The organism is Kaistia algarum (assembly GCF_026343945.1).
GTDB classification, from domain to species: Bacteria; Pseudomonadota; Alphaproteobacteria; order Rhizobiales; family Kaistiaceae; genus Kaistia; species Kaistia algarum.
Genome location: NZ_JAPKNJ010000001.1, coordinates 533,395 through 552,795 on the forward strand (window position 1 = coordinate 533,395; position 19,401 = coordinate 552,795).

20 protein-coding genes are annotated in these 19,401 nt (G+C 64.8%); 10 read left to right on the top strand and 10 right to left on the bottom strand.

All coding sequences use genetic code 11. The annotated features are described in order from the left end of the window. Positions 1–507, bottom strand: a complete 507-nt coding sequence (locus OSH05_RS02770) for a hypothetical protein (protein ID WP_165801552.1) — start codon at positions 505–507, stop codon at positions 1–3. Positions 508–613: 106 nt separating this feature from the next. Further along, entirely contained in the window at positions 614–886 is a 273-nt protein-coding gene (locus tag OSH05_RS02775) for a DUF4242 domain-containing protein (RefSeq protein ID WP_104218731.1), read from the bottom strand. Positions 887–1,046: 160 nt separating this feature from the next. Here OSH05_RS02775 and OSH05_RS02780 point away from each other — a divergent pair, with 160 nt between their 5' ends. Continuing rightward, on the top strand, positions 1,047–2,753 hold the full coding sequence (locus OSH05_RS02780; RefSeq protein ID WP_104218732.1) for a BTAD domain-containing putative transcriptional regulator: 1,707 nt from the start codon (positions 1,047–1,049) through the stop codon (positions 2,751–2,753). Positions 2,754–2,759: 6 nt separating this feature from the next. Here the strand turns inward: OSH05_RS02780 and OSH05_RS02785 are convergent, their stop codons facing one another. The 4 genes from OSH05_RS02785 to OSH05_RS02800 all read right to left on the bottom strand — a co-directional run bounded on the left by OSH05_RS02785 (position 2,760) and on the right by OSH05_RS02800 (position 6,565). After that, positions 2,760–4,121: an MFS transporter gene (locus OSH05_RS02785; protein ID WP_104218733.1), complete on the bottom strand. Its 1,362-nt coding sequence runs from the start codon at positions 4,119–4,121 to the stop codon at positions 2,760–2,762. Positions 4,122–4,294: 173 nt separating this feature from the next. Next, the gene (locus OSH05_RS02790; RefSeq protein ID WP_104218734.1) at positions 4,295–5,065 is read right to left on the bottom strand and encodes an SDR family NAD(P)-dependent oxidoreductase; all 771 of its coding nucleotides are present in this window, start codon (positions 5,063–5,065) and stop codon (positions 4,295–4,297) included. A gap of 59 nt (positions 5,066–5,124) precedes the next feature. Continuing rightward, positions 5,125–6,000, bottom strand: a complete 876-nt coding sequence (locus OSH05_RS02795) for a GNAT family N-acetyltransferase (RefSeq protein WP_104218735.1) — start codon at positions 5,998–6,000, stop codon at positions 5,125–5,127. 94 nt (positions 6,001–6,094) lie between these two features. Continuing rightward, positions 6,095–6,565, bottom strand: a complete 471-nt coding sequence (locus OSH05_RS02800) for a DUF2231 domain-containing protein (RefSeq protein WP_104218736.1) — start codon at positions 6,563–6,565, stop codon at positions 6,095–6,097. Positions 6,566–6,901: 336 nt separating this feature from the next. On the opposite strand from OSH05_RS02800, the gene OSH05_RS02805 reads away from it, so the two are divergent. The 9 genes from OSH05_RS02805 (at position 6,902) to OSH05_RS02835 (ending at position 15,954) form a co-directional block, all read left to right on the top strand. Beyond that, positions 6,902–8,305 (top strand): hypothetical protein, encoded by a 1,404-nt coding sequence (locus OSH05_RS02805; protein ID WP_104218737.1) that lies wholly within the window; start codon positions 6,902–6,904, stop codon positions 8,303–8,305. Positions 8,306–8,488: 183 nt separating this feature from the next. Then, positions 8,489–8,773: a hypothetical protein gene (locus tag OSH05_RS02810; RefSeq protein WP_165801553.1), complete on the top strand. Its 285-nt coding sequence runs from the start codon at positions 8,489–8,491 to the stop codon at positions 8,771–8,773. A 42-nt stretch (positions 8,774–8,815) separates the two neighbouring features. Then, on the top strand, positions 8,816–9,202 hold the full coding sequence (locus OSH05_RS02815) for a hypothetical protein (RefSeq protein ID WP_133163096.1): 387 nt from the start codon (positions 8,816–8,818) through the stop codon (positions 9,200–9,202). Positions 9,203–10,338: 1,136 nt separating this feature from the next. Further along, positions 10,339–10,743: a TIR domain-containing protein gene (locus OSH05_RS25160; protein WP_104218839.1), complete on the top strand. Its 405-nt coding sequence runs from the start codon at positions 10,339–10,341 to the stop codon at positions 10,741–10,743. Between the two features lie 18 nt (positions 10,744–10,761). Continuing rightward, entirely contained in the window at positions 10,762–11,709 is a 948-nt protein-coding gene (locus OSH05_RS02820; protein ID WP_104218740.1) for a caspase family protein, read from the top strand. Continuing rightward, complete coding sequence (locus OSH05_RS25165; protein WP_104218741.1) at positions 11,706–12,185, top strand: toll/interleukin-1 receptor domain-containing protein; 480 nt, start codon at positions 11,706–11,708, stop codon at positions 12,183–12,185. Before OSH05_RS02820 ends, OSH05_RS25165 begins: the two co-directional genes overlap by 4 nt. A gap of 257 nt (positions 12,186–12,442) precedes the next feature. After that, positions 12,443–13,711: a phosphoribosylamine--glycine ligase gene (gene purD, locus OSH05_RS02825; RefSeq protein ID WP_104218840.1), complete on the top strand. Its 1,269-nt coding sequence runs from the start codon at positions 12,443–12,445 to the stop codon at positions 13,709–13,711. Between the two features lie 159 nt (positions 13,712–13,870). Next, a complete protein-coding gene (gene mutL, locus OSH05_RS02830; RefSeq protein WP_104218742.1) occupies positions 13,871–15,682 on the top strand; it encodes a DNA mismatch repair endonuclease MutL in 1,812 nt (603 codons plus the stop codon). A gap of 41 nt (positions 15,683–15,723) precedes the next feature. Continuing rightward, positions 15,724–15,954 carry a DUF2093 domain-containing protein gene (locus OSH05_RS02835; protein WP_104218743.1) on the top strand — a complete coding sequence of 77 codons (231 nt, stop codon included), beginning with the start codon at positions 15,724–15,726 and terminating at the stop codon, positions 15,952–15,954. 14 nt (positions 15,955–15,968) lie between these two features. Here the strand turns inward: OSH05_RS02835 and lpxK are convergent, their stop codons facing one another. From lpxK to OSH05_RS02855, 4 genes are all read right to left on the bottom strand, one after another. After that, positions 15,969–17,042: a tetraacyldisaccharide 4'-kinase gene (gene lpxK / locus OSH05_RS02840; RefSeq protein ID WP_104218744.1), complete on the bottom strand. Its 1,074-nt coding sequence runs from the start codon at positions 17,040–17,042 to the stop codon at positions 15,969–15,971. After that, positions 17,039–18,355, bottom strand: a complete 1,317-nt coding sequence (locus OSH05_RS02845) for a 3-deoxy-D-manno-octulosonic acid transferase (protein ID WP_104218745.1) — start codon at positions 18,353–18,355, stop codon at positions 17,039–17,041. The genes lpxK and OSH05_RS02845 overlap by 4 nt, the downstream gene beginning before the upstream one ends. Further along, entirely contained in the window at positions 18,348–19,082 is a 735-nt protein-coding gene (locus OSH05_RS02850) for a lysophospholipid acyltransferase family protein (protein ID WP_323181348.1), read from the bottom strand. Before OSH05_RS02850 ends, OSH05_RS02845 begins: the two co-directional genes overlap by 8 nt. A gap of 64 nt (positions 19,083–19,146) precedes the next feature. Continuing rightward, the gene (locus OSH05_RS02855; protein ID WP_104218746.1) at positions 19,147–19,386 is read right to left on the bottom strand and encodes a DUF4170 domain-containing protein; all 240 of its coding nucleotides are present in this window, start codon (positions 19,384–19,386) and stop codon (positions 19,147–19,149) included. Between the last annotated feature and the right edge of the window lie 15 nt (positions 19,387–19,401).

Here is a 19,401-nt window from a genome sequence, read left to right on the forward strand (position 1 = left end):
CTAGTGGTCGTGGCCGCCCGCCGCGTCGCAGGCGACATCCGGGTTCATGTCGGCGAAGGTGCCCTTCGGGTTCGGCTTCCAGGCCCAGACATGCAGCTCGTAGAACGGGCCGAGGCCATAGCGGTTCGGCGCACCGGTGAAGCTGAAGAGATGGTCCTCGAGCGCCGCCGGCCCCTTGGCCGTGATGTATTCGACCGCCACCAGTTCGAGCGATCCACCGGCCTTCGGCTCGTACATCACCGCCTCGGGCTTGGCGATGTCGACGATATCGTCCTTGATATAGGCGGCGTTGACATAATGGATGCCCATCGCGCCGCCGTCGATGCCGCTGGCGCAGGGGATCGGCGCATAGCCCTCGTCGGTCGCGGCCGCGACGTCCTGAAAGCGCGCATTGGCCATGCGCACCTTGTCGGCCAGCGGATTGGCACTGTCCGCGAGGGCGGGTGCCGTCGTGGCGGCAAGGAGAAGGCCTGCAGCAAGGTGCATCATTCGAAAGCGGCTCGTCATTTCTGGAGTTCCTGTACTTAGTGGATGCCGCGACGCCGCGCAGCGAGGCTGCGCGGTCCCATCGCGGCGCATCCGTTGAAACGCGTGTGCATTCGAGGCGGGGCGCTCAGCCGGCCGTCGACGGATCGATCTGCGCGGCGAGCTCGGTCACCCGGTTCGCCGGAAATCCCGCCTCGTGGGCGTGACGGCGGATGATGTCCGCGCTGGCCGCCTCGTGGACGCAATAGACCTTGTCGCCGGCGACATAGCTCGTGATCCATTTGTAGGGAACATCAAGGCCGCTGACGACCTCGTTCGACTTGGCAGCGATCTCCTTGAGCTCGGCCGGGCTCAGCTTGTCGGCTCCGGGGATTTCGCGTTCGATGATATACGTTGGCATGGGTCAGGCTCCTTCTGTTGGCTGACCCCGCCAAATTCTATGACCGGCGTTGGATGGCGCGCGCGGGCAGCGGATTTTACCTGCACTTTCCGTCCAACGCTCCGTCACACGGTCGCCGTGTTGCTGGAACGGAACGCCGATCGGTTTCGGAGGCTCTCGCATGAACCGGATGATCCGCCTGCTCGGCGAGCCCGCCATCCTCGACGCCGATGCGCGCAGCCAGCCCGTCCGCGGCCATCAGGCCTGGGCGCTGCTCGCGCGGGTCGTGCTGGCGCGCGTACCGCTCGACCGGCGCCGCCTCGCCGAAGAACTCTTTCCCGAAACCGCCGATCCGCTCGGCGCGCTGCGCTGGTGCCTCGCCTCGCTGCGCAAGGCGCTCGACACATCGCAATGCCTGCGCGGCGATCCGATTGAGCGGGATTTCCCGGCCGGCATCACGATCGACGTCTGCCGCCTGGACGAGGATGATTTCGACGTCGAGCAGGCCGGCCCGCTGCTCGGCGGCATCGACCCGCGATGCAGCCCGGAATTCTCGACCTGGCTGCTGGTCGAGCGGGAGCGCATTGCGGGCGTCATCGACGCCCGGATCCGCCGCGATGCCATCGCCGCCATCGCGGTCGGCGATCATGGCCGCGCCGTGCGATTGGCCGAACTCGGTGCGCGGCGCGATCCCTATAATGAGAGCGCCCATGTCCTGCTGGTGAAGAGCCTTGCCTGCGCCGGCCGCTATGAGGCGGCGCTCAGGCATGTCGAGGCGACCGAGGCCGTCTTCGTCGAAGAGCTGGGCGAAAAGCCCTCTCCCGCGCTGCGCAGCGCCGCCCGGCGGACCGTGTCCTCGCCGCCGGCCGGCATTTCGGCCGCCACCTTCGTCCAGTCGCTGATGCAATCCGGCCTCGCGGCGCTTTCGGCCGGCGCGACCGACGCGGGCATCGATTGCCTGCGTCGCGCCGCCTATGACGCCGAGAAGGCCGGCGACGCATATCTCCTCGCCAGCGCGACTTTCGAACTCGGTACTGCGCTGGTGCATTCCGTCCGCGGCTATGACGACGAAGGCTCCGTGCTGCTGCGCCAGAGTACCGAGCTCTCCCGCCAATCGGGCTATGAGGGACTCGCCGCCTCCGCCTTTCGCGAGCTCGGCTATGTCGAGGCCATGGCGGGGCGGCGGCCGTCCGCTGCCAGCTATCTGGCGACGGCGAGCGAATTCACCCGCGATCCCGACAAGCTTGCCGGAATTCACGCCGTGATCGGCTTCAATCTGGTCGATTGGGGCCAGACGGATGAAGGTCTCGCGCATTATGCGCTGTCGCTCGACCATGCCCGGTCAGCCAAGAACCGCCATCGGGAAGCCTGGTCGCTCGGTCTCGGCGCCTGGGGAATGCTCGGCGCCGGCCGGCTCGACGAAGCCGATCGATGGCTCGCCGAATGCATGAAGCTGGTCGAGGCGCAGCGCTGGCTGGCCTTCCGCCCCTGGCCAGTCGCCGTCCTCGGCGAGACGCGCCTGCGGCAGGGCCGCAATCCGGCGACGCTGCGGCCGCTGCTCGAGGAGGCCTTCGCGCTCAGCTGCCAGCTCGGCGACCCATGCTGGGAGGCAGCCATCGCGCGCGTGCTCGCCCTCACCTATGCGGCGACGAGCGATCTGACGCTCGCTGCCGAATGGCTCGCCGAAGCGCGGCGGCGCTGCACCCGCGACAAGGATGCCTATGCCGCCCTGCAGGTCGAGATCCTGGCAAGCCAGGTCCAGATCTTCGCCGCGCAAGAGGATGGGGCACTGGCGCAGGTGACGGCGCGCGATTGGGTTTCTCTCGCCGCCAAGACCCACATGGACCACCACGTCGCCCGCGCGGCGGCGTTCATCGCCGCCGGCTAGGACGCCTCAGGCCTCCATGTCGACGTGCTGCGTCTCTTTGCCGAGGAGCAGCGCGATCAGCGTCAGCACCGCCATGGCCGAGAGGTAGAGCCCGACATAGAATGGGCTGCCGCCGCCATAGCTCCACAGCGCCACCGCGATGAAGGGCGCGACCGCCGCGCCCAGGATCGACGAGACATTGTAGGAGACGCCCGAGCCGGTGTAGCGGACATTGGCCGGGAACAGTTCCGGCAGCAGCGCGCCCATCGGCCCGAAGGTCAGGCCCATCAGCGTGAAGCCGAGAATGAGCCAGGCCATCACGCCGATCGTGCCGGCCGAGAGCATCGGCACCCAGAGCAGGCCGAAGAGGATGATGCCGAGTGTGACGCCGATCAGCGTCTTGCGGCGGCCATGCCGCTCGGCCCAGGGGCCCGAGACCAGCGTGAAGATGCCGAAGAACACGACGCCGATGATCATCATCATCACGAAGGTCGTGTAGTTATACCCAAGTCCGGGAAGCTTGCCGTCGATGGCGGCGCGGCCATAGGAGAGCGAGAACGTCGTCATCAGATAGAAGAGGACGTAGGTCGCCAGCATGTAGAACGTGCCGAGGATCAGTTCGCGCCAGTGCAACTGGAAGGCGCTCGCGAGCGGGACCTTCTGCACCTTGCCGCTCTTCACCGTCTTCTCGAAGGCCGCGCTTTCGACGAGATGCAGGCGGACCCAGAGGCCGACGATCACCATCACGGCCGAGAACAGGAATGGAATGCGCCAGCCCCAGGCGAGGAAGGCGTCGGACGGGCGCGTCGGATCATCGGAAGGCAGCAGCCAGGCGATGATCAGAAAGAGGCCGTTGGCGATGATGAAGCCGATCGGCGCGCCGAGCTGCGGGAAGGTGCCGAAGATGGCGCGCTTGCCGGCCGGGGCGTTTTCCGTCGCGACCAGCGCCGCGCCGCTCCATTCGCCGCCAAGCGCGAAGCCCTGAGCGAGGCGCAATATGACGAGGAACAGCGGGGCGAACCAGCCGACGCTCGGATAAGTCGGCAGGCAGCCGATCAGGAAGGTGGCGACGCCCATGGTGAGCAGCGCTCCGACCAGCGTGATCTTGCGGCCGCGGCGGTCGCCCAGATGTCCGAAGAAGATCGCGCCGAGCGGGCGCGCCACCATCGCCGCGCCAAAGATCGCGAAGGAGGCGAGCAGCGCCGTCGTCGGATTGCCGGCTGGTAAGAACAGATGCGGGAACACCAGCACCGCGGCCGTAGCATAGACGTAGAAATCATAGAATTCGATCGTCGTGCCGACGAGGCTCGCCAGGATCACGCGAGAGCGCGGATTGGCAGGAGCGGCCGGGGCGGCGGAACGGCGCGCAGTGGCAGCGGGGGAGGACATGAAAGCGCGTCTCCTGACACGAAGAGCCGGACGGTCGCCACCGGCCCGGCTCAATCCAATAAGCCCACATAGGGGGCGAGCGTCGTGGCGGAGGGATGAGCCGCCACAGCACAATTTTCAAGCGTTTTGTCGCGCCGGCGCAGCGTTTTCGGGTGGCGTCGGCGCGAATTCCCCTACCGCGCCGTCCAGCCGCCATCGACGAGCAGCGTCTGGCCGGTCACCAGCGAGGCGGCGTCGGAGGCGAGGAAGACGACGGCGCCGGCGACTTCCTTCGGCTCGCCGATGCGGTGCAGCGCCGCGATGCGCTCGATCACGTCGGCCCTGAAATCCACGTCGGAGAGCATGTCCGCCGTACCGTCGGTCTCGATGAAGGTCGGCGCCACGCAATTGACGCGGACATTACGCGCGCCCCATTCGACGGCGAAACATTTGGTCATATGCGCCACCGCTGCCTTGGCGAGGCAGTAGATCCCCTCGCCCGGCAGCGCGATGGCGCCGGCCTGCGAGCCGATATTGATGATCGAGCCCGCGCCCCGCGCCAGCATGTGGCGGCCGACATATTGGGTCAGGAAAAAGGTCGACTTCACGTTGAAATCGACGGTGAAATCGAACTCGTCCTCGCTCGACTCCGTCAGCATCGAGCCGACGCCGCCGCCGGCATTATTGACCAGAATGTCGATGGCGCCCCACTGCGCGATCACCGTGTCCACCGCCGCATAGGCCTGCGGCAGCTGCATCACATCCATCGGCAGCTTGAGCGCGCGCCGGCCCATCGCCTCGATCTCGGCCGCGAGTCCGCCATCGCTGGCCGCGTCGCGAAGCCCGAGCGCGATATCGGCGCCCTGGGCTGCCAGCGCCAGCGCGATGGCCCGCCCGAGCCCGCGCCCGGCGCCGGTGACGAGCGCGACGCGCCCGGAAAGGTCGAAGCTCGGCAGATCGGTCATGGCTTCCTCCGCTTTTCGTTGCCGCAAGCCTAACGGCAATGCGAGAGGGAGGCGAGGCGTCAGAGGCGCTTCTCGAAGAAGGCGTCGGGATAGGGATCGTCGTTGAAGCGGGGGATTTCGGTCCAGCCGCTCGTCTCGTAAAGCCGGCGCGCCTCCGGCAACGCGCGATTGGTATCGAGGCGCAGCCGCGCCATGCCGAGGCTGCGCGCCACGGCTTCCGCCTCCTGCATCAGCCGGCGGGCGAGGCCGAGGCCGCGGGCCGAGGGCGCGACCCAGAGGCGCTTCACCTCGCCGATCGCGCCGCCATTTCCCTTCAGCCCGACGCAGCCGAGCGGCAGGCCGTCCGAGAGCGCGATCAGGAAGGCGCCGCGCGGGGCGATCATGTCGGCCGCCTCCGGATCGCGGGATCGTGAAACCTCGAAGCCGTGCTCGAAGCGGCGCGCGAGTTCGGCATAATATTGTTCGAGGCACCCGCGTGCCGCCGCGCCGCGCGGGTCCACCGCTTCGATGGCGATCCGGTCGCGGCAGAGCGCCGTCGCGACGAGGTCCATCGCCGCGAGCAACGCCTCCTTCTGGGGATGGCGCTCGATCAACGCCTCGGCGCGCTCATTCGAGATCGTCTCGTAGGCCTGGAATTCGCGATTTCCCGCCGCCGTCAGCCGCGCGATCCGCCGCCGAGCATCGGCTGCGCTCGCCACCGTCTCGACCAGGCCTTCCTCCTCAAGGCCGCGCAGCAGGCGGCTCATCAGGCCCGAATCGAGCCGAAGATAGTCGCGCACTTCCCCGACATCGCCGCGCCCGTGCCCGATTGCATTCAATACCCGCGCCGACCCGAGCGGCCGGCCTCGTCCCAGAAACGAATGATCGAGCGCGCCGACCTCGGAGGTGACGGCACGGTTGAAGCGGCGGATGCGGGCGACTGCGTCGAATGACATGATATCTGACTTTAGTCAGATAAATCGGCCGGTCAAGCTGTGCCGCTCGTGGGGGCAGCCGCCGCGCCGCGAGCGTGGCGCAGCGGCCCATCCTCTAGCCGCCCGAAGCGGCTTTAGCGACGTTGACGCCGAGGTCGAACACCAGGCGGCCGCCATAACTCGCGGTGACAACCACCAGAGCCGCGCCGGCGATGGCAACCAGCGGGAAGAGGAAGGCGACAGGCCGCGTGAGCCGGACATCCTTGAACCATAGAGCGGCGCGGATCACGGCCCAAACGGTGAGTGCGATCGCCACCATGCCGCCGAGGCTCTCGTGCACTTCCGCCACATCACTGGAAAAGCCGCCGGCCTCGGCGTAGTCGAGCGCCAAGCCGCCGAAATAATAGGTCGCCAATGCGGCGAGCGCCGCCAGGACGGCGAGCCCCACGGAGACGTTGCCGGTCGCGGTCCGGCCGGTGACGCTATAGCCGAGCAAGGTCGCCACGAGATCAAAGCCGGCAAGCAGGAAGATCAACACGATCGGGAAATGCACGAGCATCGGGTGGATATGCTGGACGGGAACCATGCAGGACTCCTTCTGTCGCCCCCGGCGCTCTGGCCGACGGGGCGGATGTCGAGCCCACTCGTGATTCAAACGCTAGCACGGCCGCGGCGGGCCTGAATTGATCTGCGGCAATTGGCCCGCCCCGAACGGCCGCGTCCGACGGGGGCCAGGCGGCACGGCACGCATCCATTTGCCGTTGCATGCAAGGCCGATGTCGGTAAAGCTGCCGCCAGGCGAAGCACAACGCAGCGATCCTGCGGCGGCGGCGCAGGTTTTCTCAAGATATTCCGGTCATTGGGCAGGTGGCGGGTCGCTCGACCTCTTCAACCTCACGACACCACGATGACGGGGATAGAAATGGCCACACATAGACGGCTCCGCCTGCTGGCGCTCTCGCTGGCCGGCTCGATTGCGCTTGCCGCTTCCTGCGCGGCGGCCGACAGGGGTGACGCGCTCGCCGACTTGTCGGGCCTCCCGCAGCTCCGCGTCGGCAGCGCCAACGAGGCCGCCATCTACGTCGATGCCGAGGGAAACGCCACCGGCCTGGTCGGCGACCGCTATTTCACCACCACGCGCAAATCCGATGCGTTCCGCGTCGCCATCCGCCGCTGCGCCGGCGACGACAAGCCGCCCGTGTGGCTGCGCTATTATGACGGCCCGAACATGTTCGCCAAGGCGACCTTCACGGAAATCGCCTTCGACATGCCCGTGCCTGCGAGTGGCCTGCCCGAGACGTTCAATCAGCAGAGCCTCTGGGACCAGATGTCGATCCTGCAGCCGGAGCCGGTCTTCTCGGATCTTTCGCCGACCTTTTGCGGCTTTTCCAGTTCGAAGACCGTCTGGGCCAATGGCGGCTTCAATTTCGAGGTCGTGGCCGGCAATTCGGCCTTCGATGTCGGCGACGCCAGCCCGACCACGGCCTGGAACTCGCCCTGGAACGACGCCTTCAACGATACGCTGCACCAGGGCTTCACCAGCTATCCGATCATGTCGATCGGCAATGGCGCCGGCGGCCTACCGGCCGGCTATGCCTTCCGCACGCATGCAGGGGCGACGGACGATCGCGACGCTTTCGTGCATGCCCGCTATCAGCTTTTGACCGACAAGCAGATCGCCGTCCTCGAACTCTCCTACAAGGGCGCGAAATCGACCTATGCCGTGCCGCAAAAGCTGTTCGTCGACAAGTTCCTGCCGGCGGTTCTGGGCAGCGGCTATATGGCGGCTGGCGACAAGCAGATCGCGCAGGTGAAGGATTTCGTCTGGCGCTGGATGCTGTTCACCAACACGCTGACGATCCAGAAGCCGGCAGCGCCGGACGGCACGCCGATCGGCGTCGACGATCTGCCGAAATATTTCCCCAAGACCAGCCGCTATTCCAATATCGAGGCGCGCGTCTCCGGCTTCGACGGCGTCAACAACCCCGTCGCCTTCGAGAACACGCTGGTCTGCGGCCAGGGCTTCGAGCTCTATGGCACGCTCTTCGACGACCGCGCCTTCTTCGCCGTCGCCGACTACAAGAAATGGCTGAACACCGAGGCCGACAAGGCAGACGACCGCTATCCGCTATGGCGCTGCATCGCGGCGATCGCCAAATCCCGCCAGGACCGCTGCGTCGGCGCCGGCTCGGAAGACCACGCCGCGGGCCAGAAATGGAACGTCACCATCGGCTACATGAACGACACCTACCCGAAGGAATGCAACGCCGCCGACCCGGAGACGAGGGCCGTCATCGGCCAGACAAGGAGTGGGGCGGCGAAGTAGAGGGCACGACACCGATGCAGCGCGCCGGCTGGCCCTCTCCCCCTTTTGTTGGGGGAGAGCTGGATAGGAAGTTGCCGGGCGTGGAACGAGCGCGGACAGATCACGGCGGCTGGCCGTTTTAGGTGGACGTTGCACGTCGCACGGGTAGAGTTCGATGACGCAGCAACGGCATTGGGATGGATGATGGCGCTTTCAGAAGAAGTCATCCTGGCCCTTCACGACGCCGCACCAGCCGAATTGCAGCGCGTTGCCGACAGGCGCTGGATCGGCGAAACCTCCGGAGGGATCCGGAAGATTTTGGAGTTCCAGGCTTACAGAGGTGAGCACTACTCCGCGCGGTGGGGCTTCTCGGTCGATTTTGTCCCGCGGCTCACAAAAGGAGGCCTCGCCTGGAAGCGCACCTCGGCTTCAGCCAGGTTCGATCTTTGCATCGATCCTATCGACGTCGAGGGGATTATTCCGAAATAGTGCTCTTTCAATTCCGTCGACCGCGTGGGCGACATCCAGAAAATGGCACGTGCCGTCAGAAAACTCGCATCGCGGGATCTCGCACGGATCAGCACGCTCCATGACCTACGCGAGCTTTTCGAGCAGAGAGCGACGATGAAATTTCAGCGCTTCGACCTCACCAACTATGTGCAGACAGATATTGCCTGGGGAATGCTGCAACTGGCGACGGGCGACCGGGAGGGCAGCGAAAGCCGGATTGCCGCATTCTGTCATGAGCATGGCATCGACCCGGCGACGCCCATCCTCGTGGCGGCCAAGGAACAAGCGTTGCAACACCGAGACGCCAGCCCAGCGCCGCAGCAGACCCTCCCGAAGCCTGGATTGATCCAGGGCCTCTTGCGCAGGGGACATTCGATCGTCGCGGCCATCAAGGATGGCTCTTTGTAGGCGCCACGCCCGCTGCGGAAAGCGGGAAAATGCCCCCCGGAACGCTTCGGCCACCGCCGAAGCTACCCCCGCTCCAAAACCGCTGACGCGGTTCGGACCCGCCCTCCAGGGGCGGGTTGGGGCCGTGCGTTGTTGGACGGAAGCGGAAGACACGCCAGCATCATCGAAGCCGCAGCGCCTGTCCCAGACTCCCCTTGAACCCGCCCCTGGAGGGCGGGTCGAAAACGCCTTGGCGTTTTCGGGGCGGGGGCACGACGCCGATGCAGCGCACACCGCCAAGAGAGCTTCCGTCTCCCTCCCCCTTGCGGGGAGGGCCGGGGTGGGGGTCCCGCGGAGGATCGAAGCCGGCAAGCAAGACACCGGCGGCTGTCCCAGCCATCACAGCCAACGCCGCCGACCGCCACCCTGACCCTCCCCGCAAGGGGGAGGGAAAGGCGTCGTCGTGCCTTGGGAACGGGAATTCGTGACGGGCACGACACCGATGCGGCGCACCGGTCTGCCCTCTCCCCCCTAGTGGGGGAGAGCTGGAGAGGGGGTTGCCGGGCATGAAACTGGATTAGCCAGTTCGCAGTAGCTGCCCCCTCCCCCAGCCCTCCCCCGCCGCGCGGGAGAGGGAGAAGAAAGGCAGTCGCCTGTCCTCAGCCCCAATGCAGCGCACAGGCCGAAAAACCCTCTCCTGCGCAGCGGGGGAGGGTTGGGAGGGACCCAACGCCGAAGCGCGCGATGCGTCTGTGGAATACAAACCCACCGCTGTCATGGCCGACCTGCTGGTCGTGCCAATGCTGCGCCGACGCCGATGGCGAAGACATGGATGTTCGGGACGGGCCGGGTCTGACGGCAGAAGATGGAGCCACGCGGCCTGCGCAAGCGCGCCAGCCGTCGGTCGGCAAGGACGCTTCGGCCGGGGCCGACGCTCCCCGCACCACGGGGCTGCCAAACTACGGACCAATTCAATATGCGCTCGGCGAGCGCTTCACTATCCGCCGAAACGCCCTCGGCTTGTCAGCCAGACTTTGCGACAGGCTCCACCATAGGTCGCAACGACCTACATGCTTGTACGTCTGCGATTAAACTTCTAAATTGTCAAACTAGATATAGTCGCGCTAGACAACGGTCACTGTGGATAATTTGTTATGATGTATAATCTGTTTATCAGCCATTCGTGGGCGTACTCAGACTCCTATGATCGGCTTATATTCTTATTAAACAATGCCCAATGGTTCGAATACAAAAATTACTCGGTTCCACGGAGCAACCCTATCCACAATGCGCCCAGTCCCGCTCGCTTACGAGAGGCGATTCGCGCGCAGATGAGCCCTGCCAGTGTCATAGTTATTTTGGCAGGCGTCTATTCAACTTATAGTACTTGGATCAATGAAGAAATTGACCTTGCAATGAATGGATTCATGGCAAGGAAACCTATTCTGGCTGTTGAACCGTTCGGTTCTCAGCGGACATCGATGGTCGTCAAGAACGCAGCTGACAGGATCGTATCCTGGAATACAAATAGTATTGTATCAGGTATACGCGACTTATCCTAACAGGACCGAGATTTTATCATGCGAAAAGCACTGGTCGTCGGGATAAATGATTATGATTCTATAGCATCTCTTCACGGATGCGTTAACGATGCCTATGATATTAAGGCCATGCTGGAGCGACACGCAGATGGATCCGTTAATTTTGGCGTCCACATTTTAACCAGCTCAACAGAACACGTAACTAGGTCCCGACTGAGAGATTCGATCAGAGAATTATTCGACGGCGATTCGGACGTCGCAGCACTTTACTTCGCTGGTCACGGTTATATTGATCCAACTGGCGGATATATTTGTGCGTCCGACACTATGTCCGGTGATGACGGTATAGCTCTTTCGGACATAATGACATTCGCTGTAAAATCTAAAGCTCGCAACAAGTTCATTATTCTTGATAGTTGCCATAGCGGCGGAATAGCACAGAACGCCGTAGTGCCGAATGTGTCTGAACTTTCTGATGGCATGACCATTCTAACGGCTTCGACTGCTGAACAGTACGCGTCTGAGCAGAACGGATCCGGCGTTTTTACTAGCCTTTTGGTAGATGCGCTCGGCGGCGCGGCCGCCAACCTCGTTGGAGCGGTAACACCAGGCGGGGTGTACGCCCACATAGATCAGTCGCTGGGCCCTTGGGCACAGAGACCTATGTTCAAGACAAATGTTAAGTCATTTGTTTCGTTAAGGCAAGTGCAGCCGCCGCTAGAATTAAGAGATCTACGAATGATTGCTGGCTTCTTTCCAGCTTCTGGATTTGAATTCAAACTCGACCCAAGCTACGAACCGGAAAGCCACGATCCCGACCCTGACAAGAATGCCATATTCTCTGTACTTCAGAAATTCAATCGAGTTAATCTTCTAGTTCCGGTCGGGGCCCCCCATATGTATCATGCTGCGATGGAGAGCAAGTCCGTAAGGTTAACGGCCCTCGGTGAACACTATCGTCGCTTGGTCGAAAAGGGTTTGCTATGACAACGAAGATATTTATCTCGCACCAAGTGATGGACTCGACTTTGGCGACCAGGATTTCATCACGTCTTCGACTTAATCATTCGATTGATTCCTACTTGGATGTCATTGATCCTGGCATAAAGCGCGGTGAAGACCTCGCTATGCACATACAGGCGGAAATGGGCAAGTGCACTCATCTTCTGGCTGTTGTATCAAGCAGCACACGGCTATCATGGTGGGTGCCCTGGGAAATCGGGGTCGCAACTGAAAAAGATTACCCACTAGCTACATACCTGAGTAATGTTACTGAAGTTCCAGAATATCTTCGTAAATGGCCGTATCTAGTCTCTGATCACGATTTGGACATTTACGCAATCGCATCTAAAGCAAGCACCGAGAACCTTACGGAAAGCCGAAAGATCGCTAGCGAGAGCGTGGCAAGGATCCGCTCGACGCGCCAATTCTATGCGGCGATCAGAGGGAAACTTGGACAGTGAAGGTGGAATTTATCATGCCATCTTAAACGGGACCGTCTTGTGAAATGGCTGCTTACTGGACGCCACCAAATCAGTCTCGTTTCCCGCGATGCCTTCCATTGTGTGGTCAGTCGAGAAGATGGCGAGCACTCGGCCTGAGCAGTTGCGTTTGATTTGAAGGCTCAGCCAACTCGCCAGCAGTCGCACAGAACTGAGGCGCGCCCCTTGCCTTCCTTCCTCACCTCCCCTAATCCCGCGCCATGAGCACACCCTCCCCCCTGAACCTCCTCCTGATCGGCTCCGGCGGGCGCGAGCATGCGCTGGCCTGGAAGCTGGCCCAATCGCCGCGCGTCGGCGAATTGTTCGCCGCGCCCGGCAATCCCGGGATTGCGCATGAGGCGTGTCTGGCGGCGCTCGACCCTTATGACTTTCCCAATGTGATCCGCTTCTGTCGCGAGAACGCGATCGACCTGGTCGTCGTCGGGCCGGAGGCGCCGTTGGTGGCGGGGCTTGGCGATGCGCTGCGCGCCGAGGGGATCGCCGTGTTCGGGCCGAGCCAAGCGGCGGCGGCGCTCGAGGGGTCGAAAGGCTTCACCAAGGATCTCTGCGCCGAGGCCGGCATTCCGACCGCCGCCTATCGGCGCTTCGACGAGGCTTCCAGCGCGCGGGCCTATTTGCGCGAAGTCGGCGCGCCGATCGTGGTCAAGGCGGATGGCATCGCCGCCGGCAAGGGCGTCGTGGTGGCGCAGACGCTCGACGAAGCGCTGGCCGCCGTCGATGCCTGTTTCGACGGCGCCTTTGGCGAGGCCGGGGCGGAAGTGGTGATCGAGGCGGTGCTCGTCGGCGAGGAGGCGAGCTTTTTCGCCATCTGCGACGGCACGACGGCGCTCCCCTTCGGCGCGGCGCAGGACCACAAGCAGGTCGGCGATGGCGATACCGGACCGAATACCGGCGGCATGGGCGCCTATTCGCCGGCGCCGCGCATCGACGCGGCGATGCAGGCCCGCATCATGGACGAGATCATCCGCCCGACCGTGACGACGTTGGCCGAGCGCGGCACGCCGTTTTCCGGCGTGCTGTTCGCCGGGCTGATGCTCACGCAAAAGGGCCCGGAGCTGATCGAATATAATGTCCGCTTCGGCGATCCCGAATGCCAGGTGCTAATGCTGCGGCTTGAGAGCGATCTGGTCGAAATCCTGCTGGCGGCGGCGCAGGGGCGGTTGGATAGCGTCGAGGTCGAATGGAGCGAGGAAGCGGCGCTGGCCGTCGTCCTGGCCGCCAAGGGCTATCCGGGCGATTACCAGAAGGGCACGCCGATCGACGGCATTGAGGCGGCCGAGGCGCTGCCGGGCGTCAAGGTGTTCCAGGCCGGCACGGCATCGAAGGGCGGGCAATTGGTGGCGCATGGCGGGCGGGTGCTCAACGTCGCCGCGGTCGGCGCCACGATCGCCGAAGCGCAGGCCCGCGCCTATGAAGGTGTCGACGCGATCCGCTGGGACGATGGCTTCTGCCGCCGGGATATCGGCTGGCGGGCGGTCGGGCGGTAGGAGACGGCGAGACGCGAAGCGATGGAGGATTGGGCGCGGGACATACCCGAATCGCCTGAATCCCTTAGCGCCTTGTCCTCACGCGCCGATTCCGGTTCTTCACAAACCGCTTCAACGCGACGCTTCCCCCTCCCTCACGAATCCGGCAGAGTCGCTCGCATGATCGTCCGCCGCCTCTCCGAAGACATGATCAACCGCATCGCCGCCGGCGAGGTGGTCGAGCGGCCGGCGAGCGTCGTCAAGGAACTCACCGAAAACGCCATCGACGCCGGGGCGCGGCGGATCGATGTGGTGACGGCTGGCGGCGGGGTCGCACTCATCCGCGTCACCGATGACGGCGCCGGCATGGTGCGAGACGATCTCGAGCTTTCGGTCGAGCGACATTCGACCTCGAAGCTGGCCGAGGACCTGCTCGACATTCGCACGCTCGGCTTTCGCGGCGAGGCGCTGGCCTCGATCGGCGCTGTGGCGCGGCTCAGGATCGCGTCGCGCCATGCAAGCGAGCCGCATGGCTGGGAGATCGCGGTCGAGGGCGGGCGGATCGTTGCGCCACGGCCGGCCGGTCTCTCCGGCGGAACACGGGTCGAGGTCAGCGACCTCTTCTTCGCGACGCCGGCGCGGCTCAAATTCCTCAAGGGCGAGCGCGCCGAGACGAGCGCCGTCGCCGATGTCGTGCGCCGCCTCGCCATGGCGCATCCGGAAATCCGCTTCTCGCTGTCAGGTTCGGATCGAAGCGGTACGGATTTTTCAGCCGGGAATCGCGAGGGCCGGATCGCCGATCTGCTGGGCGCGGATTTCGTCGCCAATTCGATTGCCATCGAGGCGGAGCGCGAGGGCGTCCACCTTGCCGGCCTCGCCGGGCTGCCGACCTTCCATCGGGCGAATTCCCTGCAGCAATATCTGTTCGTCAATGGAAGGCCGGTCCGCGACAAGCTACTGATCGGCGCGCTCCGGGCCGGCTATATGGACGTCATGAGTCGCGACCGGTTTCCCGTTGCGGCGTTGTTCCTGGAACTCGATCCGCATCAGGTCGACGTCAATGTCCATCCGGCGAAATCGGACGTGCGCTTCCGCGATCCGGGGCTGGTGCGCGGGCTGATCGTCGGCGCGCTTCGGCAGGCGATCCATCAGGCCGGCCACCGCGCAACGACGACTGGCGGAGGGGCGACCGTGACCGCATTCCGGTCGGGAATGGCGCCTTCGACCGCGGCGCGAGGGTTTTCGTCCGCCGGCGCTACCCCTTCTTCGTCCATGGCGGCCTCCTGGCGAGATTGGGCGGCGCCGAAAGCCCCCTCCGGCTTTGCCGAGGTCCGGCAGGCGGCGTTCGAGGCCGTCGATCGCCCCTCCGCCGATGCACGGGCCGACGCGATCCCCGAAGCGGACCGCATCGATCGCCCGCTCGGTGCGGCGAAGGCGCAATTGCACGAGAATTATATCGTCGCGCAGACCGCCGACGGCTTCGTCCTCGTTGATCAGCACGCGGCGCATGAGCGGCTCGTCTATGAGAAGATGAAGGCGGCGCTGGCGCGCTCGGGCATCGCGACGCAGATGCTGCTGATCCCGGAAATCATCGATCTACCGGAGGAAGATGTCGCGCGCCTGCTGGCGCGGGCGGACGAACTGGCGGAGTTCGGGCTTGTGCTGGAGGGTTTCGGGCCGGGTGCCGTGGCGGTGCGCGAGACGCCGGCGCTGCTGGGCGAGATCGACAGCGCGGCGCTGCTCTCCGACCTTGCCGATGATTTCGCCGAATGGGGCGAGACGACGCGGCTGAAGGAAAAGCTCGACCATGTCGCCGCCACCATGGCCTGCCACGGCTCGGTTCGCTCCGGTAGGCGCCTCCGGCCCGAGGAAATGGATGCGCTGCTGCGCGAAATGGAAGCGACGCCCGGCTCCGGCCAGTGCAATCATGGCCGCCCGACCTATGTCGAACTCAAGCTCTCCGACATAGAAAGGTTGTTCGGAAGGCGTTGAATCCGTTGCGAAACGGCGAAAATGAGCCGATATAGGCAGTTATGAACCGCATGGAACATCCAGGCCGCGGCGGCGAAGCTCGCATTCGCTATCTCGACGGCGACTATCAGATCCTGACGCCCGGCGCCTTCGTGCGCTGCGCGGTCACGGGCGCGCATATCCCGCTCGACGAACTGCGCTATTGGAACGTTGAGCATCAGGAAGCCTATGCCGACCCGGCGACCTCGCTCGCCCGCCACAAGGCACTGGGGCTTACCTGGACGGCTCGCTGAACGGCGGACGCTTTCTATCCAGTTGTTTTGGGTGAGATTTTTGAATCCGAGCCGGCAAACCCGCCGTTCGGAGGCGCGGCCACGAAGCGCCGCAGCATGGTCTCGATGAGGGCTGCGAGCCTTCGTTCATCCTCGAACGCCATGCCGACCTCGAAGATCTCGGTCCTCTGCCGCAGCAAGGCCGCCGAACCTTTGGCCGACGACAGCCGGGCATAGTCCTTGGTCGTGGTGATCAGACGCAGCCCCTCGCGCTCGGCCCGCGAGAGAAGCTTCTGCGCCTCCTCCTCGGCAAGGACATGATGGTCCGGAAAGGCGCGAACCTCCCGGATCGGCGCGCCGGCATGATCGAGCGTGTTGAAGAATTTTTCCGGCCGGCCGATCCCCGCAAAGGCGAGAAAAGGCGGGCCGTCCCAATCGCGATGGGCCAGCGGCTGCAACCTCGCCCGCAATATCGGCCTCCCGGCCCGCGCCAGCCGGCGTAGAACGTGGTCGCCGGCCTTGCCGGGACCAACGATGATCGCCGCGTCGGTGCGCGCAATCTGGGTACGGAGGGCTACGCGGAGCGGCCCGGCCGGCAAGACCAGACCATTGCCGATGCCGGTCGCGCCATCGACGACGACGATCCGCAAATCCTTGTAAAGCGACGGATTCTGGAAGCCGTCATCCATGATGATGAAGTCGGCGCCGGCCTCCGCGAGCAGCGGCAGACCCTTCGGCCGGTCGGGCGAAACCACCACTGGCCCGAGTTCGGCCAGGAGCAGCGCCTCGTCGCCGACCTCGGCGGCGCCATGCCGGAGCGGATCGACGAGAACCGGGGTTGGGACCTTGCCGCCATAGCCCCGCGTCAGGAAGCCGGGGCGCCGGCCGAGAGCGATCGCGATGCGCGCCACCGCCAGCGCGGTCGGCGTCTTGCCGGCACCGCCGACGACATAATTGCCGATGCAGACCACCGGCACCTCGGCGCGCGCTACGGGCGGCCGCCGCATCCGCGCGCCCGATAGTGCGCCATAGACGAGGGAAAACGGCGAAAGCAGCAACGCAATCGCCGAAGCGCGGGGGCGCCACCAGAAATGCGGCGGGGCGATCACGCTCGCGGCCCTCCGGGCTGGCCGGCCCGCGCTGCCAGCGGCTTGAGATACGGCCCCAGCGCCTCGATGGTGGCCTCCAGGGCACCGGCAAAGGGCGCCAGCGAAGCGGCGGCGCGGCGTGCCTGCTGCGTCGCGTCCGATGGGCTGGCCAACAGCGTTTCGACGGCCGCGGCAAGGCCCGTTGCGTCGGCGATCGCGCCTGTGCCGGTGCCGCGATCGAGGGCGGCATAGATCTCGGCGGCATTCTGGACATGCGGGCCATGAAGGATCGCCGTATCGAGCAAGGCCGCCTCGATCGGATTGTGACCGCCGACCGGAACCAACGTGCCACCGATCAGGGCTACCGGGGCGGCGCGATAAAAGAGGCCCAGTTCGCCAAGCGTATCGGCGATATAGAGATCGGTCGTCGGCGTTACGGCTTCGCCTTGGCTGCGCAAAGCGACCGAGTATCCCGCCGCGACCAACGCATCGCGCAGCGCCGGCCCGCGCACGGGGTGGCGTGGCACGATGACGGTGAGAAGCGCCGGGCGACCGGCCCGTGCCTGGCGGTGCGCTTCCGCGACGATGGTTTCCTCGCCCTCATGCGTGCTGGCGGCAACGAAGATCTCGCGGCCCGCAGCCATGACGACAAAGGCCTCGAGCTTCTGCGGCTCGACTCCGGGCGCAGGGACATCGAACTTCAGATTGCCGACCGAGCGAGCCTTGTGAAGACCGAGCGCCCGGAGCCGTTCGGCATCGCCTTCCGACTGCGCGAGCGCCATCTCGACACTGCCGAACAGCGGACGGGTCGCGGCGCCGAAGCTCTGCCAGCGGCCGAAAGACCGCGGCGACATGCGGGCATTGATACGGATCTCCGGAATGCCGCGGGCCGAGAGGCGCGCCATCATGGTCGGCCAGAGTTCGGATTCCACGAACAGAGCGAGACCGGGTTTCCAATTATCGAGAAAGCGATCGACATAGGGCACGATGTCGAGCGGCGCATATTGATGAAACGCGCCGCGCGGCAGGCCCGCGGCGGCGATCGCCGCGCTCGTCACCGTGACGGTGGTCACCAGAACGGTTACCCCCTCGCCGACGATGCGCCGCACCAGCGGCAGCACAGCATTCGTCTCGCCAACACTGGCGGCGTGGACCCACACGAGCGGGCCATCGGGTCGCTGCCGCGATGCATAGCCATAGCGCTCGCGGCGGCGTGCCGGATCCTCCTTGCCCTTGCCCGTCCGGTAGGAGAGCAGCATGGGGATGAAGGGCATCAGCGCGCGGCCCGCGAGGCCATAGGCCGTCAGCAGCGGGCTGCGCAGCCGATCAGTCATCTTTCAGGCCGATGCGCTCATAGGCGATGGCATTGACGCGATTGAGTTCGTCCTCCAGTTCGCGCCGCTTGGCCTCCCGCGTCTCGTCGTCGGCGCCGGCCGGCACGAAGATCGGGTTGCCGAAGATGCAGGCGCCGCGGCTGAACGGCAGATTGAACGTCGTGCGGTCCCAATTGGAAAGACGGATGCGGCGGCTCGTCGCCAGCGCGACCGGGAGGATGGGGCGACCGGAATTCTGGGCGAGCATGATGATGCCAAGGCCCGCACGCCGCGACTGCATATTGGAGAGGTCTGCCGTCATCGCGACCGTCGTCCCCTCGGCGAGGGCTGCCTTCATCTCCAGGAAGCCGCGAAGGCCGCCCTTTTCGATGACGCGACTGGGATCGCGCGCCGCCGACGCCCTGATCGTGCCAAAGCCGAATTTCTCCGCCACGATCGCGTTGATCTCGCCGTCCCGATGGCGCGAGACCATCACCTTCAGGTCGATCCCCTTGTTGGGGACGAACGGAGCCATGAGGTGCTGGCCGTGCCACATCGTCATGATGCCGGGCAGGACGTCGCCAAAGGCCTTGGCGACGCTTTCGGGCTCGAACACGATGCGGCTGGTCGAGCGAACCAGACGCAGATAGCCGACCGCGGAGAGGCCTACGAACCGGATTACCCGGTCGGAGTTACCAAGCCGCTTCAGGAGATCCTTGATTCTCCGAGGCTTCTTCACATTCGTCACGATCGATCGTCATTCCCGTCATCTTCGCCACATTCCCGGCGAAGCCCGCCGGAATCCGCGTTCGTCATGCGGCCGGCGTTGCGTCCGGATCGAGCAGGCGGTGAAGGTGAACGATGAAGTAGCGCGTCTGCGCGTGGTCGACGGTGCCCTGTGCCTTCGTCTTCCAGGCGTCGTAGGCGGTCTTGTAGTCCGGATAGATCCCGACAATGTCGAGCGCGGACAGATCCGCGAATTCCGCCGAACCAACGGCGCTGAGCTCGCCGCCGAACACCAGATGCAGCAATTGCTTCTTCGCTTCAGCCAATCTTCGGCCCCTTCT

Coding starts and splice junctions, on each gene's coding strand:
- OSH05_RS02805 (WP_104218737.1), top strand. CDS start 6,902: ATGGCCACACATAGACGGCTCCGCCTGCTGGCGCTCTCGCTGGCCGGC.
- OSH05_RS02820 (WP_104218740.1), top strand. CDS start 10,762: ATGCGAAAAGCACTGGTCGTCGGGATAAATGATTATGATTCTATAGCA.
- OSH05_RS02770 (WP_165801552.1), bottom strand. CDS start 507: ATGACGAGCCGCTTTCGAATGATGCACCTTGCTGCAGGCCTTCTCCTT.
- OSH05_RS02785 (WP_104218733.1), bottom strand. CDS start 4,121: ATGTCCTCCCCCGCTGCCACTGCGCGCCGTTCCGCCGCCCCGGCCGCT.
- OSH05_RS02790 (WP_104218734.1), bottom strand. CDS start 5,065: ATGACCGATCTGCCGAGCTTCGACCTTTCCGGGCGCGTCGCGCTCGTC.
- OSH05_RS02775 (WP_104218731.1), bottom strand. CDS start 886: ATGCCAACGTATATCATCGAACGCGAAATCCCCGGAGCCGACAAGCTG.
- OSH05_RS25165 (WP_104218741.1), top strand. CDS start 11,706: ATGACAACGAAGATATTTATCTCGCACCAAGTGATGGACTCGACTTTG.
- mutL (WP_104218742.1), top strand. CDS start 13,871: ATGATCGTCCGCCGCCTCTCCGAAGACATGATCAACCGCATCGCCGCC.
- OSH05_RS02810 (WP_165801553.1), top strand. CDS start 8,489: ATGGCGCTTTCAGAAGAAGTCATCCTGGCCCTTCACGACGCCGCACCA.
- OSH05_RS02780 (WP_104218732.1), top strand. CDS start 1,047: ATGAACCGGATGATCCGCCTGCTCGGCGAGCCCGCCATCCTCGACGCC.
- OSH05_RS02845 (WP_104218745.1), bottom strand. CDS start 18,355: ATGACTGATCGGCTGCGCAGCCCGCTGCTGACGGCCTATGGCCTCGCG.
- OSH05_RS02835 (WP_104218743.1), top strand. CDS start 15,724: ATGAACCGCATGGAACATCCAGGCCGCGGCGGCGAAGCTCGCATTCGC.
- OSH05_RS25160 (WP_104218839.1), top strand. CDS start 10,339: ATGTATAATCTGTTTATCAGCCATTCGTGGGCGTACTCAGACTCCTAT.
- OSH05_RS02800 (WP_104218736.1), bottom strand. CDS start 6,565: ATGGTTCCCGTCCAGCATATCCACCCGATGCTCGTGCATTTCCCGATC.
- OSH05_RS02795 (WP_104218735.1), bottom strand. CDS start 6,000: ATGTCATTCGACGCAGTCGCCCGCATCCGCCGCTTCAACCGTGCCGTC.
- OSH05_RS02815 (WP_133163096.1), top strand. CDS start 8,816: ATGGCACGTGCCGTCAGAAAACTCGCATCGCGGGATCTCGCACGGATC.